Source organism: Lewinellaceae bacterium (assembly GCA_020636135.1).
In the GTDB taxonomy this organism is placed as follows: Bacteria; Bacteroidota; Bacteroidia; order Chitinophagales; family Saprospiraceae; genus JAGQXC01.
In genome coordinates, this window is sequence record JACJYK010000001.1 from 1,176,914 (window position 1) to 1,193,291 (window position 16,378).

The 16,378-nt window shown below is 48.9% G+C and carries 13 protein-coding genes; all 13 read left to right on the top strand.

Annotation, left to right across the window (positions count from 1 at the left end; translation table 11 throughout):
* Positions 1-251: 251 nt before the first annotated feature.
* The 13 genes from H6570_04310 to ftsZ all read left to right on the top strand — a co-directional run bounded on the left by H6570_04310 (position 252) and on the right by ftsZ (position 16,186).
* Entirely contained in the window at positions 252-2,666 is a 2,415-nt protein-coding gene (locus H6570_04310) for a transketolase (protein MCB9318482.1), read from the top strand.
* Between the two features lie 101 nt (positions 2,667-2,767).
* Entirely contained in the window at positions 2,768-3,481 is a 714-nt protein-coding gene (locus H6570_04315; GenBank protein ID MCB9318483.1) for a polyprenol monophosphomannose synthase, read from the top strand.
* 206 nt (positions 3,482-3,687) lie between these two features.
* Positions 3,688-4,158 carry a division/cell wall cluster transcriptional repressor MraZ gene (mraZ, locus tag H6570_04320; GenBank protein MCB9318484.1) on the top strand — a complete coding sequence of 157 codons (471 nt, stop codon included), beginning with the start codon at positions 3,688-3,690 and terminating at the stop codon, positions 4,156-4,158.
* Entirely contained in the window at positions 4,151-5,050 is a 900-nt protein-coding gene (gene rsmH, locus H6570_04325; GenBank protein MCB9318485.1) for a 16S rRNA (cytosine(1402)-N(4))-methyltransferase RsmH, read from the top strand. Before mraZ ends, rsmH begins: the two co-directional genes overlap by 8 nt.
* Entirely contained in the window at positions 5,047-5,361 is a 315-nt protein-coding gene (locus H6570_04330; GenBank protein ID MCB9318486.1) for a hypothetical protein, read from the top strand. The genes rsmH and H6570_04330 overlap by 4 nt, the downstream gene beginning before the upstream one ends.
* A gap of 3 nt (positions 5,362-5,364) precedes the next feature.
* Positions 5,365-7,467, top strand: a complete 2,103-nt coding sequence (locus H6570_04335) for a transpeptidase family protein (protein MCB9318487.1) — start codon at positions 5,365-5,367, stop codon at positions 7,465-7,467.
* 16 nt (positions 7,468-7,483) lie between these two features.
* Positions 7,484-8,941 (top strand): UDP-N-acetylmuramoyl-L-alanyl-D-glutamate--2,6-diaminopimelate ligase, encoded by a 1,458-nt coding sequence (locus H6570_04340; protein ID MCB9318488.1) that lies wholly within the window; start codon positions 7,484-7,486, stop codon positions 8,939-8,941.
* 107 nt (positions 8,942-9,048) lie between these two features.
* Positions 9,049-10,293, top strand: coding sequence for a phospho-N-acetylmuramoyl-pentapeptide-transferase (locus H6570_04345; GenBank protein MCB9318489.1), 1,245 nt, complete (start codon positions 9,049-9,051; stop codon positions 10,291-10,293).
* Positions 10,294-10,318: 25 nt separating this feature from the next.
* A complete protein-coding gene (locus H6570_04350; protein MCB9318490.1) occupies positions 10,319-11,464 on the top strand; it encodes an FtsW/RodA/SpoVE family cell cycle protein in 1,146 nt (381 codons plus the stop codon).
* Entirely contained in the window at positions 11,464-12,561 is a 1,098-nt protein-coding gene (gene murG / locus H6570_04355) for an undecaprenyldiphospho-muramoylpentapeptide beta-N-acetylglucosaminyltransferase (GenBank protein ID MCB9318491.1), read from the top strand. The genes H6570_04350 and murG overlap by 1 nt, the downstream gene beginning before the upstream one ends.
* Positions 12,562-13,356, top strand: coding sequence for a hypothetical protein (locus H6570_04360; GenBank protein MCB9318492.1), 795 nt, complete (start codon positions 12,562-12,564; stop codon positions 13,354-13,356).
* A gap of 28 nt (positions 13,357-13,384) precedes the next feature.
* Positions 13,385-14,716 carry a cell division protein FtsA gene (ftsA, locus tag H6570_04365; GenBank protein ID MCB9318493.1) on the top strand — a complete coding sequence of 444 codons (1,332 nt, stop codon included), beginning with the start codon at positions 13,385-13,387 and terminating at the stop codon, positions 14,714-14,716.
* Positions 14,717-14,758: 42 nt separating this feature from the next.
* On the top strand, positions 14,759-16,186 hold the full coding sequence (ftsZ, locus tag H6570_04370; protein MCB9318494.1) for a cell division protein FtsZ: 1,428 nt from the start codon (positions 14,759-14,761) through the stop codon (positions 16,184-16,186).
* The last annotated feature ends 192 nt before the right edge of the window (positions 16,187-16,378 follow it).

Sequence of the window (16,378 nt, forward strand, 5' to 3'; positions counted from 1 at the left end):
ACACGTTCAACAAAAGTATTAACAAATTTGAGGCCGGGAAAGTGCGTTAACAAATCATTTGAATTTAATAAATCTTCATTTAGATCTGCTTATAGCAGGATGACCGGTATCAGAAAGTAAGTTTTGCATGACCTTTCGGATGCTACAAACCGACCAAAGTCATGTGTTCCAGGCACCATTACATCCGGTGATTTTTTAAATAATTGGTATCTTTAGCCGTTCCATTTCTACAACAGTTCTTTCTTTTTGCCATGCTTGATTTCAAAGAAATAGAAGCCCTGATTCTACCCGAGAATGAAGATTCCGATCGCTTCCGCAACGAAGTTATCCGGGACTACTGGATAAGCTGTATCAGCAGGGAGGCAAGTATTCTGGCCCGGAAGGATGTATTATTGGGTAAGGCTAAATTTGGAATTACCGGGGATGGGAAGGAAGTGCCACAGGTCGCGCTCGCCCGTGCCATGCGGGCAGGAGACTGGCGTTCCGGTTATTACCGGGACCAGACCCTGATGTTTGCACTCGGGATCACGAATGTCGAGGATTATTTTGCCCAATTGTACTCGGATACCAACTTTGACCCTTTCTCTGGTGGCCGGCAAATGAATAATCACTATGCAACCCGCATGGTCGATCGCAGCGGTGCCTGGATAGACCAGCGTTCCGGCTATAATGTCTCATCCGATGTCTCCTGTACCGGGGGCCAGATGGCACGTGCTCTGGGGTTGGCCATGGCTTCCAAGATGTACCGGAATGACCAGGACACACAGGCTCTTTTTTCCAATGAGGGTGACGAAGTATGTATCTGTACCATCGGGGATGCCAGTACCACCGAAGGCATTTTCTGGGAAACGATCAATGCAGCGGGTGTCATGCAGGTACCACTGGCCGTCTTTATCTGGGATGATGGATACGGGATTTCCGTTCCCACTAAATTACAAACGACCAAAGGCGACCTGACGGAATTATTATCCGGTTTCGTCACCACAGATGAGAACAGGGGCATAGAAGTCTATACAGTGCCCGGATGGGACTATCCCACTTTGGTCGAAGTCTTTGAACGCGCGCTGAACCGTATGCGTAAACACCACATACCCATGGTGTTTCACATCACCGAGGTGACACAGCCTCAGGGGCATTCCACTTCCGGAAGCCATGAGCGTTACAAGTCTCAGGACCGGTTGCTGTGGGAACGCAATCATGACTGCATTAAAGTGATGGGCAACTGGATGGTCGACAACCAGATCGCCACCGAAGACCAACTCCAGCAGTTGCGCAAGAAAGCGAAGGAGTACGTACGACACGGAAGAAATGCCGCGCTGCACCGGTTTTATGATCCTGCGAAAAAAGAAATTGCGAAACTGACCCAGATCTATGAGACCATAAAAACCCACCACTTGCCCCAAGTACTGGAACACGCAATCCAGGAATTGAGAGGATTGCAGGATCCGTTGATCAGTGATATTGTCCGTAATGCAAAACATATCTATTATACGATTGCCCACATGAATGTGCCGGGAAAAGCCGAGTTGCACGACTGGATTGTCGAACAACAGAAACAACGGCATATCAAATACCATCAGCACCTGTATAATGAGACACCGATGAGTGCATTGCAGGTTCCGGTCGTTTATCCGGCTTACGACGCGGATCCGGAATTGTTGAATGGCTATCAAATCCTGAACCGGTTTTTTGATCAGGCCCTGCAGGCCAATCCGAAACTGATCGCTTTTGGTGAAGATGTAGGGAAGATAGGAGGGGTTAACCAAACCATGGCCGGGATGCAGGATAAACACGGGGAACACCGTGTATTTGATACTGGAATCCGTGAATGGACCATTGTCGGTCAGGCAGTAGGATTGTCGATGCGGGGTTGGAGGCCATTGGCGGAGATCCAATACCTTGATTATCTGGTGTATGCTTTGCCGGAACTGACCGATGACCTGGCAAGCCTGCACTATCGATCCAATGGTATTCAGATCGCCCCGACCATTATACGCACCCGCGGCCATCGCCTGGAAGGTATATGGCATGCGGGATCTCCTCTTGGAATGCTGATCCATGCCCTGAGAGGAATGCATATTATTGTTCCGCGCAATATGACCCAGGCCGCAGGTTTTTACAATACACTGCTGCAATCCCATGACCCGGCCCTGGTGATTGAATGTCTGAATGGATATCGGCTGAAGGAGCCGCTACCTTCAAATCTCGGCCAGATCGCACTTCCCCTTGGTGTGCCTGAAGTGCTTCATGAAGGAAGTGATGTGACTCTGGTTACCTATGGATCCTGTGTCCGGGTAGCTCTTGCTGCTGTGCCTTACCTGGAGAAACTGGGTATTCGCGTGGAGATCATCGATGTCCAGACATTATTGCCTTTTGATCTGGAACATGTTATCGTCAATTCCCTGAAAAAGACCAACCGGATCGTATTTATGGACGAAGATGTCCCCGGAGGCGCCACAGCCTACATGATGCAGAAGGTACTGGAAGAACAGAAAGGATATTATTACCTGGATTCCCCCCCGGCTACCATTACTGCAAAGGAACACCGGACCCCTTATGGATCGGATGGTGATTATTACACCAAGCCCAATGCGGAGGATGTGGTGGAAAAGCTGTACGATATCATGCAGGAAAGTTATCCGGATGATTATCCGAAGCCGGTCTGATCCTGAATAATGGTCTTTGGTATTATCTTCGTGAAATAATCAGGCATCTTATATATTAAGAAATATTATTATCTATATTTGTTCAGCACAAATCGCAGGACTTGCAGGAGAATCTCGTAGTTATCCCTACCTATAATGAAATCGAGAACGTGGAGGCCATCGTTCGCGAAGTGCTGACCCTACCAGTTGATTTCCATGTATTGATCGTTGACGACGGCAGCCCGGATGGAACGGCCGCGAAAGTCCAGTCTTTGAAGATTGACTTTCCGGGCCGGCTTTTTCTGTTGGAAAGGTCGGGTAAGCAAGGTTTGGGTACGGCTTACATCACCGGATTTAAGTGGGGACTGGAGCAGGGCTACCAATACCTGTTTGAGATGGATGCCGATTTTTCGCACCCTCCAGCCAAACTGATCGATCTGTATAAGGCTTGTTCTTCCGGTGCGGCCGATGTGACAGTGGGAAGTCGGTACACCAAAGGCGGTGACGTGGAGAACTGGCCCTTGGACCGCTTATTGTTATCCCGGGGCGCATCATTATATGTTCGTATGATCACCGGGATGCCTGTTAAGGACCCTACCGCCGGATTCATCTGTTACCGCCGGCAGGTTCTGGAGAAAATGGATCTCGATCATATCCAGTTTATTGGGTATGCCTTTCAGATAGAGATGAAATACAAGGCGTACAAGCTCGGTTTTAAGCTGATGGAGGTTCCCATTCTGTTTAAAGACCGGGAGCAGGGCGTGTCTAAAATGAATGCAAGTATCATTAAAGAAGCCGTGTTCGGCGTACTGGCCCTACGATTTGGCCGTAAATAGAGACGATTTTACCCACGACTAACCCATTCCCTTAAGCAGTATCAATTATTTGGTGTCACGACATCATCAATTTGATGATACGATTTTGATCGTGAGTTACACATTATGGAAATTTTTAATTTTTTCTTGAAAAAAAGTGGGCATAGGTGGGGATATGTGGTAAAAAGTTATACATTTGAATTGTAAATTAACTTGAGAGTGTAACCATGTACCAATTAAGAGGCGAATATGAGTGCAGTGTAGACGCGAAAGGGCGTCTTCGTTTGCCCTCCTCCTTGCTTCGTCAATTCGGTGGTTCAGGTCCTCTCTCATTTGTAGTGAACCGTGGCTTTGAAAAGTGTGTCATGCTTTATCCAAAGGAAGTGTGGGACCGCAAAGCAGCCGAAGTCAATGCCTTAAATATTTACAATCCCAAACAGCGGACTTTTATTCGGTACTTCTATCGTGGGGCCACAGACATTGTGGTTGACGATGCCAGCCGGATCAATTTGCCTAACTCGCTGCTGTCGTATGCGGGTATCGATAAGGACATTATTCTGTTTGCTTACCATGAGCAAATTGAGATCTGGTCCAAAGAGCAATACGATCAGGCCATGCTGGACGAGCCGGAAGAATTTTCAGCTCTGGCCGCAGAAGTATTCGGAGGCCGGGATCTGGATGCCGCTCATGATGAGTGAATACCATAAGCCCGTACTGCTTAACGAAGCGGTGGAAGGTCTGGTGACAAATCCCTCAGGTGTCTATGTAGATGCCACTTTTGGCGGGGGAGGTCACAGTAAGGCCATCCTGGGTCGATTGACAGATAAAGGTCGTTTGATCACGTTTGATCAGGATGAGGATGCTGCAGTAAATGCCATCGACGATGACCGGTTTCAGCTGGTTCAGGCCAATTTTCGCTATCTGGTGAAATACCTGAGGCTGCTGGAGATCAGCCACATCGATGGATTGCTGGCTGACCTGGGAGTTTCATCTCACCAGTTTGATGAAGTTGACCGGGGGTTTATGTTTCGGGAGAATGCAGTGCTGGATATGCGGATGAATCGCAGCAGCCCGCACACCGCTTCCGACCTCCTGATGGAAATGCCGCAAGAGGAAATGGTGCGCATGTTTAGTCTTTACGGAGAAGTCCGGAATGCCCGAACTGTAGCCCAGCGAATCGTGGAAGCGCGAAAAAACGTCAAAATAGAACATTCGGCAACCTTAATGCGCATCCTGGATCCTGTGGTCCGGGGCTCTCGACTAAGGTATTATGCACAATTGTTTCAGGCGCTGCGCATTGCAGTGAACAGGGAACTGGATGCGCTGGAAGGGTTGCTTAATAGTTGTCACCAGGTTATCCGTCCGGGAGGGAGATTGGTGGTGATCTCTTACCACTCGCTGGAGGACAGGATGGTGAAACATCTGATCCGGAGTGGCAACACGGATGGAGTGAGTCACAAGGATGATTTCGGGAATGTGGAATGCCCTTGGCAGGCCATCACCCGGAAACCCTGGGAGCCTGATGAAAATGAAATAAAAACGAACAGCCGGGCACGAAGTGCACGGATGCGCATAGCTGAAAGACAATGAGTAAAAAACCTAAGCAGAACAAAGGTAAACTGAAGGGGACCTGGATGATGTTCCGGAACCTGCCCTATGTCTACTTTTTATGCGGCATCGGTTTGGTCTATATAGCCAATGCGCATTACGCAGAAAAGAAGATGAGGAAAATTCAAAGGCTGACCAAAGAGGTGGAGGAATTGCGATGGCAATACAATTCGCTGAAATCCGACTATCTGTATCAGAGTACCGAGAGTCAAATCCAGCAGAAAGTCACCTCTCTGGAACTTTCGGACCGGAATAACGCTCCGAAAGCCATTGAAAAAAAGCAAAGGCGTTAAGCCATGAATGTAAAAAATGAACTACTGCTGCGACTCTATGTCGTCATGCTGTTTTTCATTCTCGCGGCAGGCGTCATCGGTTACCAGTTGGTAAAGATCAGTGTAATCGAAGGCGACAAATGGCGCAAAAAGGGGACGGATGATTATCGTAAATACCGTCCCATCGAAGCAGAACGAGGAACCATATTCAGTGCTGATGGCACACCACTCGCTGTTTCACAACCGTTCTTTGATATCGCAGTTGACCCATGTCAGAGTAAGCCGAACGATTTCAAGGCTAATGTTGATTCTCTGGCGTACTTTCTGGCCAGATATTTCCAGAAGGGAAAGACCCCGCAATCCATTGCTTCTTCGCTGAAGAAAATGAGAGCGGAAGGGAAGCGCTATTTTCTGGTCGAACGAGGTGCAACATTTAATGACCTCAAGAAAGCCCAGAGCCTCCCTCTGTTAAAGCTGGGGCGTTACGGAGGTGGTTTGTTGTACGATGTTCAGCACAACAACCGGATGCGTCCGTACAAAAGCCTGGCAGCCAGAACCATCGGTGTTTACCGGGAAAACAATCCGGTCGGAATTGAAAAATCATTCGATGCCTTCCTGACCGGCGAATCGGGTAAAAAGTTGTGGCAGAAGTTGAATGATGGCGACTGGGTTCCTGTCAATGATATGGAAGCCATAGCGCCCAAGCGCGGAGATGATGTCTATACCACCATTGATGTGGAAATCCAGGACTTTGCCGAAAAGACTCTGTTGCAGACCGTGACAAAGTATCAGGCAGCTTACGGGACCATTATCGTGATGGAAGTCAAGACCGGAGCCATACGAGCGATTGCTAATCTGGGTAAATCGTCCGATGGGTATGATGAGATCTACAATTATGCTGTAGGTACGGCACAGGAACCAGGTTCCACCATGAAACTGGCTACTGCCATGGCTTTGCTGGAAGACCACGGGGCAGATCTGAATACGCCGGTACGGCTGGATGGAGGAAAGACCCAATTTTACGGAGAATGGATGTATGACAGTCACCAGCACGGTATCCAGACCGCGACGATGATGGATGCATTTGCGGCATCATCCAACATTGGAATGGCCCGTTTAGCCGACCAGTTTTACAATAACAAAGATCGTTCGGAGCAATTCATCAACCGGTTACAGCAGTTTGGCCTGAATGCCAGGACCAATATTGAAATCCCCGGTGAAGTTTCTCCTTTTATCAAGAATGCCTTTGACTACGAAGCCGGATGGAGTAAGACATCCATTCCGTGGATGGCCCATGGCTACGAGTTAAAAGTGACGCCGCTGCAGATGCTGACATTTTACAATGCGGTGGCTAATAAAGGGATCAAAATGCAGCCATACCTCGTCAGCAGGATTGAGGACGAGCATGGCCTGGTCAAATCTTTCGGTCCTAAAGCGTTCAAACAACCAATAGCAAGTCTCGTGACCATTGATAAGGCTCATAAACTGCTTGAGGAAGTGATGCGGACCGGGACCGGTAAGGACCTGCAATCGAACCTGGTTCAGATGGCTGCCAAGACCGGTACCTCAAAAGTCGGGTATTTCCACAAAGGACAATCTCCGGACTACATCGCCTCCATCGCAGGATTTTTTCCATCCGATGACCCGGTTTATTCCTGCATTGTCGTGATCGGCCAACCAAAAGGTGCTTACTACGGTAGCTCTGTAGCAGGACCGGCCTTTAAAGCCATAGCAGAAAAATGTTATCTGCGCCGGATTGCACCGGGAGATGTGGTTAATACTGGTAACATGCCCAGTAGTACCCAAATCACGCTTCCCCGGTCCAGCGTCGGGTTTAAAGAAGACTATAAAGACATCCTGAAGACACTTGCCCTGGAATACCAGGACGAAACATCCAGTGACTGGATATTATTGGAAGGTGGGCGGGTGCCAATGGAGATGAAACGCAGGTTCGTGGATTTTGAAAAGGTGCCGGATGTGATCGGCATGGGAGCGCGCGATGCAAGTTATTTAATGGAACGCTGTGGATTGCGGGTCCGGATCGAAGGAGCCGGAAAAGTGGTTCAGCAGTCGCTCCGTCCGGGGCTAACCGCCCGGGGACAAATGGTACAATTGAAATTAGGGTAATATAAATTCTAGTTCATTGAAAAGGTTGCGTGAAATCTTACCCAATACGGTAATCTCAGTAGTGGGTAATACCGACCGGGAAATCAGGAAAATCGTCCTGGATTCCCGGCAGGCAGGAGCAGGCAGTTTATTTGTTGCCATGCCCGGAACCCGGGTTGATGGTCATGAATTTATCGCCACGGCCATTCAAGCCGGTGCACAGGCAATCGTCTGTCAGCGGCTGCCTGAAAAACCGGAAGATAATGTAACCTACATCCAAGTGGAGAATGTGCCGCAAACGTTGGGGCACATCAATCAAAAGTTCTTTGACAACCCTTCCAGGAAAACCAACCTGGTAGGTGTGACCGGTACCAATGGAAAAACAACCATAGCCACCTTGCTCTACCAGCTTTTCATCAGGCTGGGATACAAAGCCGGACTGATCTCTACCATTGAGATCCGGGTCGGTGAGCGCAAGGAAGAGGCTTCACATACCACACCGGACAACATCACCTTAAACCAACTATTGGCCAAGATGGTGGATGAAGGATGTGACTATGTGTTCATGGAAGTAAGTTCACATGCACTGGAACAGCAGCGGGTCGCGGGATTGCATTATGTGGGGGCTATATTTACAAACCTCACGCATGATCATCTCGATTACCACGGAACATTCAAGGTATATCTGACTGCAAAGAAGAAGTTGTTTGATGCGCTGGAAAAGGATGCTTTTGCATTGATCAATATCGATGACAAGCATGGTACGGTGATGGTGCAGAATACCAGGGCCAGAATCCTGAAGTATTCACTCTTACGGCCAGCGGACATCAAAGGCAAGATCATCCAGAACAGCATCGAAGGATTGCAGTTGCAGATCAACCGGAGAAACGTATTTACCCGGCTTACGGGCAGATACAATGCTTCGAACCTGCTTGCCGTCTACGGGGCTGCCATTGAATTGGGACAGGGTGTTGATGAGGTGTTGACAGCCATCAGTGCGTTGAACCCCGCGAGAGGTCGTTTTGAAGTCGTTCTGGACCCTTCTCATGGTAAAACAGCAGTTGTGGATTATGCCCATACCCCGGATGCTCTGGAGAAGGTTCTCCAGGCTATGCGGGAAGTGAGACAGCCGGGAGGAAAGATCATTACGGTCGTAGGTTGCGGGGGCAATCGCGATAAAGCGAAACGTCCGGTGATGGCGAAAGTAAGTGCCATGCTCAGTGATCAGGTCGTATTGACATCGGACAATCCTCGCGACGAAGACCCGGATGCCATTCTGGCGGATATGTGGGCAGGGCTTGAAGAAGGTACACGGCAAGGGATATTCCGGATAACCGACCGGCACGAAGCCATCCGCATTGCCTGGCAATTAGCTCAGGCAGGGGACATCGTTCTGGTCGCCGGCAAGGGTCACGAAACCTATCAGGAAATCAAAGGGAAGCGGTATCCATTTGATGATAAAGCGGAAATACAAGCCTTGATAAGTCAGGCTTAAAAATATAGGTTCTATTATCATTCTCAGGTTGGTTTTACAGTTGCAGACGGCCGGCTAACGAGCTGGCCGCTGCCACTGATTTTTGGAATGTAAGAGAAAAAAGGATTATGCTTTATCACTTGTTCGAATATTTAGACCGGAACTACGATTTGGTAGGGACGGGACTTTTCAGATACATCACTTTCCGATCGGGCGCGGCAATCATCTTATCATTGATTATTTCCATGGCCATCGGTAAGCGGATCATCAGTTCTTTGACACGCTTGCAAATAGGAGAATCTGTCCGAAACCTCGGATTAGCCGGGGAAAAGACCAAAGCAGGCACTCCGACCATGGGTGGGATTATTATCATCCTTTCCATCGTCATCCCAACCTTGCTGCTGGCAAGGCTGGACAATATTTACATCATCTTGCTTTTGGTCTCCACCCTGTGGATGGCAACGATTGGCTTTATCGATGATTACATCAAGGTATTCCGCAAAGATAAAGCGGGATTAAAGGGTGTCTTCAAGGTGTTGGGTCAAATCGGCCTTGGGATTATCGTTGCAGCCACGATGCTTTGGCACAAGGACATCACCGTACGGATGCCGGCCGAACAGGTCAACGGTAAATACAAAGTGGTTGAACAGTTCACGGATCCGGAAGACGGCGTCCAGGTGGCAAATGTAAAGACCACCCTTACCAATGTCCCGTTTCTGAAAGGCAATCAACTGGACTACCAAGTTTTTGTACGGTGGTTTGCCGGTGATAATGCGAAGAATTGGGCCTGGCTGATATTTATCCCGTTCGTCATTTTTGTGGTTACGGCAGTTTCAAACGGTGCAAACCTGACCGACGGCCTCGATGGCCTGGCCACCGGAGTATCGGCCATCATCGGGGCGACCCTGGGTATTCTGGCTTATGTGTCCGGTAACAAACTAATCGCAGACTATCTGAATATCTTTTATCTGCCGAACAGCCAGGAGATCGTCATCTTTTCTGCCAGTTTTTTAGGGGCATGCGTCGGGTTTTTATGGCACAATGCTTATCCGGCACGGGTTTTCATGGGTGACACGGGAAGCCTTACTCTGGGAGGGATTATCGCAGCCATGGCCATTCTGCTGCGCAAGGAATTGCTGATACCGATCCTTTGTGGAATCTTTCTGGTTGAGAATTTATCGGTTGTATTACAAGTCTCCTATTTCAAGTATACCAAACGTAAGTATGGTGAGGGAAGGCGGTTGTTTCGCATGGCGCCACTCCATCACCATTACCAGAAAGGAGGGATGCCTGAATCAAGGATCGTCATTCATTTCTGGATTGTGGCCATCATGTTGGCCGTCATCACATTGATAACATTAAAAGTACGCTAATAGTATGCAGGAAGGACTCGGAACAATGTTGTACCATCGGTTAAAGGGGGACCGCGCGATCTGGCTGATCGTAGCGCTGCTAACCGTTTTGTCCTTACTAGCCGTTTACAGTGCAACAGGTAGCTGGGCTTATGTGAAGAAGGGAGGTAACACCGAATATTTCCTGGTGAAGCAATTCACACTGATCGCGTCGGGATTGTTCCTGATGTGGGTATGTTACCGGATTCATTACACCAGGTATTCCCGGCTGGCTCCCGTATTGCTGGTTTTTGCCATCGGCATGTTGCTGTACACGCAACTTTTTGGGATCGAGATCAACCAGGCGAAACGATGGATCGGAATTCCGTTCACATCGATAACCTTTCAGACCTCGGACTTCGCAAAGCTGGCGCTCATCATTTTTGTAGCACGGAGCATTGCCAAAAAGCAGGATAAGATCAAGGACTTCAATGGAGCATTTTTGCCCATCATCCTTCCGATTGTACTGGTATGCGGATTGATCGCGCCTTCGGACTTGTCCACAGCCATCCTGCTGTTTGCGACCAGTTTTATGATGATGTTCATTGGAAGGATCGATATGAAATACCTGGTCTTCCTGGTGATGATGGGGATGGTCGCTTTTGGGTTGCTATTCCTGGTGGGTAAGTTATTCCTTCCGGATGCGATCCGGGTGGATACCTGGGAAGTACGGGTGAAGGATTTTATGGAGAATAAAGAAGGCAGCCACCAGATCCAGCAAGCCAAGATCGCCATTGCCAATGGCGAGTGGTTCGGCAAAGGCCCGGGCCAGAGCACTCAGCGCAATTTTCTTCCGGCTGCATTTTCCGATTGCATCTATGCGGTCATTTGTGAAGAATATGGTTTGATCGGCGGATTTGTGGTCTTGATCCTGTACCTGTGGTTGTTGTTCAGGACCATTGCGATCGTGACCAAGTCGCCCAAAACGTTCGGAGCCATGCTGGCAGTAGGACTGGGCATGAATATCGTGATCCAGGCATTTGCCAATCTGGCGGTATCGGTGCATTTGGTGCCGGTTACGGGATTGACACTGCCTTTGGTCTCCTGGGGTGGCACTTCCATCCTGTTTACCAGCATGACCATCGGGATCATATTGAGTGTGAGTAAGTACATCGAGCAACAGGATAAATCCGCACCGGTGGAAGCGGCATGATGAAAGTGATCATCAGTGGTGGAGGCACCGGCGGACATATTTTCCCTGCTATAGCGATAGCAGATGCATTGAAAGACAAAGATCCATTGACCGAGATCCTGTTTGTAGGAGCTGAAGGAAAGATGGAGATGGAGCGGGTCCCGAAAGCGGGATATCCGATCGCTGGACTTCCCATCCGGGGATTACAGCGAAAATTGACATGGCAAAATGCTTTGGTTCCCTTCCGGGTACTGAAGAGCTTGTGGAAAGCGGCGGGTTTGTTGAGGACATTTCGCCCCGATGTAGCCATAGGCGTAGGCGGGTATGCCAGTGGACCTTTATTGTACGCGGCAGCGAAACGGAAAATACCGTGCCTGATCCAGGAACAAAATTCCTATGCAGGTATCACCAACCGCCTCCTGGCCAAAAGGGTAAATACCGTCTGTGTGGCTTATCCCGGGATGCAGGCATACTTTCCGTCAGAGAAGATCGTGGAAACCGGCAATCCGGTCCGTGCCGACCTGGAGATGATTGATGCTAAACGGGAGGAAGGCTATACGCATTTTCATCTGGATCCGACCCGGAAAACGTTACTGGCTTTTGGCGGCAGTTTAGGCGCCCGAACCATCAATCAATCTGTCCAGGCTCTGATCACTGAAACGGAAGTGCCTGATTTTCAGATTCTCTGGCAGACAGGAAGAGGTTATTGGAGCCAGTGGGAAAACCAGGTGGAAGAACTGAAGCAAAAAGGCATCCACATCATGCCCTTTATAGACCGGATGGACCTGGCTTATGCAGTGGCTGATCTGGTGATATGCCGGGCTGGAGCGCTGACCATCAGTGAATTGTGCCTCGTGGCCCGACCGGCGATCCTGGTTCCTTCTCCTCATGTGGCAGAAGATCACCAAACTAAAAATGCCCGGTCGATAGAACAGGCTGGAGGTTGTCTGGTGGTCAAAGATGCAGAGGCCGAAAGCAAGCTGATGCCATTAGCCAGGGAGCTAATGCACAACGACATAAAAAGGGAAGCATTACGACAGGCCATCCGTAAGCTGGCAAAACCGGATGCAGCCCGGGAAATTGTAAACGAAATCTGGAAATTGAATAAAGTAAAATAAATGAAAAACTGGTTTAAATCGATTCACCTTCAGGACCGCCGGGTCAAAGCCATCGTTTGGATGGCGATGGTTGCGGTTTTGATCATGCTTTTCAGCATGGGTGCGTCCTACAAAAACCAGCAGATCACGCAGCAGTTGGTGATCGACCTCGATGAAAGCATCAAGGATGACGCGATTACCAAAGAAGACATTATCCGGATGATCCAGGAAAGTTTTTCCTACGATCTTACCGGCTCCAGGATCAGCGATATTGATCTGGCCAGTATAGAGGCCGTTATCCGGCAATACGATTTTGTCGCCAACGCAGAAGTTTATGTGGATGCCGAGCAGAACATCCATGTGGATGTTAAGGCCAGAAAACCCCTGGTTCGGGTGAGTGATATATCCGGTAAGCAATATTTTCTGGATGACACCGGCATGCAGATCATGGCCGACGGGGATTTGAAAAGCAGGGTGATTGTCATGTCAGGCAATGTCGGACCATACAATCGCAATGAAGAGGGCCAGCTGGAAAGCAGACTGCAGAGGGGACTGGAACTGGTACGGGTGATCAACCGGGATGACTTCCTGAAGGAGCTGATCGAGCAGATCTATGTTCAGGAGAATGGCGAGATCACGCTGATACCGAAATTCGGAGACGAGCGGATACTTCTGGGCATGGTTGAAAATCTGGATGCCAAATTTTCGAACCTGAAGGACTTTTATTTAGGCGGACTAAGGTACCGTGGTTGGAGTACGAACCACGAAATAGACATTCGATACAATGGACAGGTAATAACAAGAAAAAGGGCTTAACAATAAGATAACTACAAAAATACGATCTATGAGCTTCAAGCATTTGAAGAAGTCCGAGCCGGTTGTGGCTCTGGACCTTGGTACCACCAAAGTTTGCGTTCTGGTGGGGAGGCGCAACGAATATGGGAAGATCGAAGTGATGGGATTAGGTAAGGTGGAATCTGAGGGTATTTTACGGGGCATCGTTTCCAATATCGATAAAACGGTGAAGGCTATCTCGGATGCTGTGGACATTGCCGAACGCAATTCCAAATACGAGATCAAGGGAGTGCATGCAGGCATCGCCGGGCAGCACATTAAAAGCCTGCAACACCGTGGCATACTGACCCGTGACTCCGCCCAGACGGAGATCTCACAGGAAGACATCAACAAGCTGATCAATGACATGTACAAACTGGTGTTGCCTCCGGGCGATAAGATCCTGCATGTCATTCCCCAGGAATATACTGTTGACCATGAAGAAGGCATTACCGACCCGATCGGTATGTCCGGTGTACGGTTGGAAGCTAACTTTCACATCATCACCGGTCAGATCTCTGCTTCCAATAACATCCTCCGTTGTATCGAGCGCGTAGGACTCAAGGCAGCGGACATGACCCTGGAACCGATCGCCTCAGCGGAATCGGTGTTAAGCCGCCAGGAGAAGGAAGCCGGAGTCGTGCTGGTGGATATCGGGGGTGGTACTACGGATATCACTATTTTCCAGGAGGGGATCATCCGGCATACAGCGGTCATACCATTTGGAGGTAACGTGATCACCAAGGACATCAAAGAAGGGTGCACCGTCATGAACGATCAGGCTGAAAAGCTCAAAGTGAAATTTGGATGTGCGCTGGCTGAAGAAATCGTAGATAACCGGATCATTACCATTTCCGGAATCAATGGCCGCGATCCCAAAGAGATTTCTGAAAAAAATCTGGCCAAGATTATCCAGGCCCGTCTGGAAGAGATCTTTGACTATGTGCTGTGGGAAATACGCCGGTCAGGATATGAGCGCAAGCTCATTGCCGGTATCGTGCTCACCGGGGGAGGCGCTTTATTAAAGGACATTGATTTACTGGCAGAATATCATACCGGCATGCCAACCCGGATCGGATTGCCAGTGGAGCACCTGGCCCATGGTTATGAAGAACAATTAGCCAGTCCCATCTTCGCCACGGCGATTGGACTGCTGATCCATGGCATAAAGCTCAGCGAGCAAAAACCCAAAGTGGAAGAGGAAGAAGAGGAAGATGTAACACCGAACGACAAAAACGGGGTGGATAAGTACCCGGAATTAGCGCAAAACAGTTGGTATACCAAGTTATTCAATAAGACGAAGGAGTTCTTTGAGGCAAGTCCGGATCCGGATTTACGCTAAACAAGGAAGGTCTATTTTACCAAAACTACTAAAACCTAAGTCATGATTTTTGATTTACCTAAAGAAGATCGATCCATCATCAAAGTGATTGGAGTAGGTGGCGGTGGCTGTAACGCGGTCGCGCATATGTACAAGCAGGGGATTGTCGGCGTAGACTTCGTGATCACCAATACCGATAACCAAGCATTGGAACTGAACCCGGTGCCTGTCAAGATCCAGTTAGGGCCTTACCTCACGGATGGCCGCGGAGCAGGTTCTAAACCTGAGGTAGGCAAGGAAGCTTGTGAAGAATCCATCGAGGACATCCGGTCCATTTTGGAGGAAGATACCAAGATGGTATTTATCACCGCCGGTATGGGTGGTGGTACCGGAACCGGAGCAGCTCCGATCATCGCCAAGCTCTCCCGGGAGATGGGTATCCTCACGGTGGGGATCGTTACCGTACCATTTACTTTCGAAGGCCGCCGGCGCAACGAACAGGCGAAGCTAGGCCTGGAAGAACTTAAAAAATGTGTCGATGCCATTGTCGTGATCTCCAATGATAAACTGCGTGAGATCCATGGAAACTTACAGCTGTCGCAGGCGTTTTCCAATGCCGATGACATCCTGTCCATCGCTGCCAAAGGCATCGCGGAGATCATCACTGTACCCGGATACGTCAACGTTGACTTTGAGGATGTGAATACAGTGATGCGGGACAGCGGCGTAGCCATCATGGGAACTGCTGTGGCCGAAGGGGGTGACCGCGCCCGCAAAGCAGTGGACAGTGCATTGAATTCACCGCTCCTGGAGGACAACGATATCCGTGGGGCAAAGCACATCCTGCTGAACATCGCTTCCGGCAGCCAGGAGGTAACGATGGAGGAGATCTTCGAAATTACCGAATACGTTCAGGAAGAAGCCGGATTTGGTACAGACCTTATCTGGGGCCATTGCAAGGATGAAACTTTGGGTGAAAAGATCAGTGTTACCATCATTGCAACCGGATTCGAGCACAAGACCAAAAAAATTATCCATGAAGCCGCTCCTGAAAAAGTGATGGTTTCACTGGAAGAAAAACACGAAGATGAAAAAGTCTTCGAAGTGGAAACAGCCCCGAAAGAAGAACTGAATACGATCGAATTTGATCACGTGGACGGAGGAGTCTACGATAAATTTCAGAAGAACAGATACAGTTACGAAGAGCCATTTGTGAAGGCCGAAGCGGATGAGAAACGTGATGAAATGCGTGAACGTTTTATACGTCAGGAAGCAGAACGCCGGGAGCGCCTTCGTAAGATGAACATCAAATTAAACAACCCCAAGAGTGTGGTAGACCTGGAGAGTAAGCCGGCATACCAGCGCCGGAATGTTGAGCTGGATGATGTCCCGCATTCTTCGGATAATCCCCGGTCCAAGTGGATCCTCACGGATGACAATGAACCGAAGATCAGGGAAGAAAATTCTTTCCTGCATGACAACGTCGATTAGGTAGTAGTTTATCATATAGACCTAAAGATTTCTTTCTATTCGTCTTTTTCTGAGATTGGTTTATGGTTCCGGGCGCTCCCCGCGCCCGGACATTTTCAAAATGTCGAATTTTTAGGAAACTTTATGATAATATTTAATGTATAATGTATTATTTTAGATACATTTAAAGATCTTCTTTTTATTCGTCTTTTT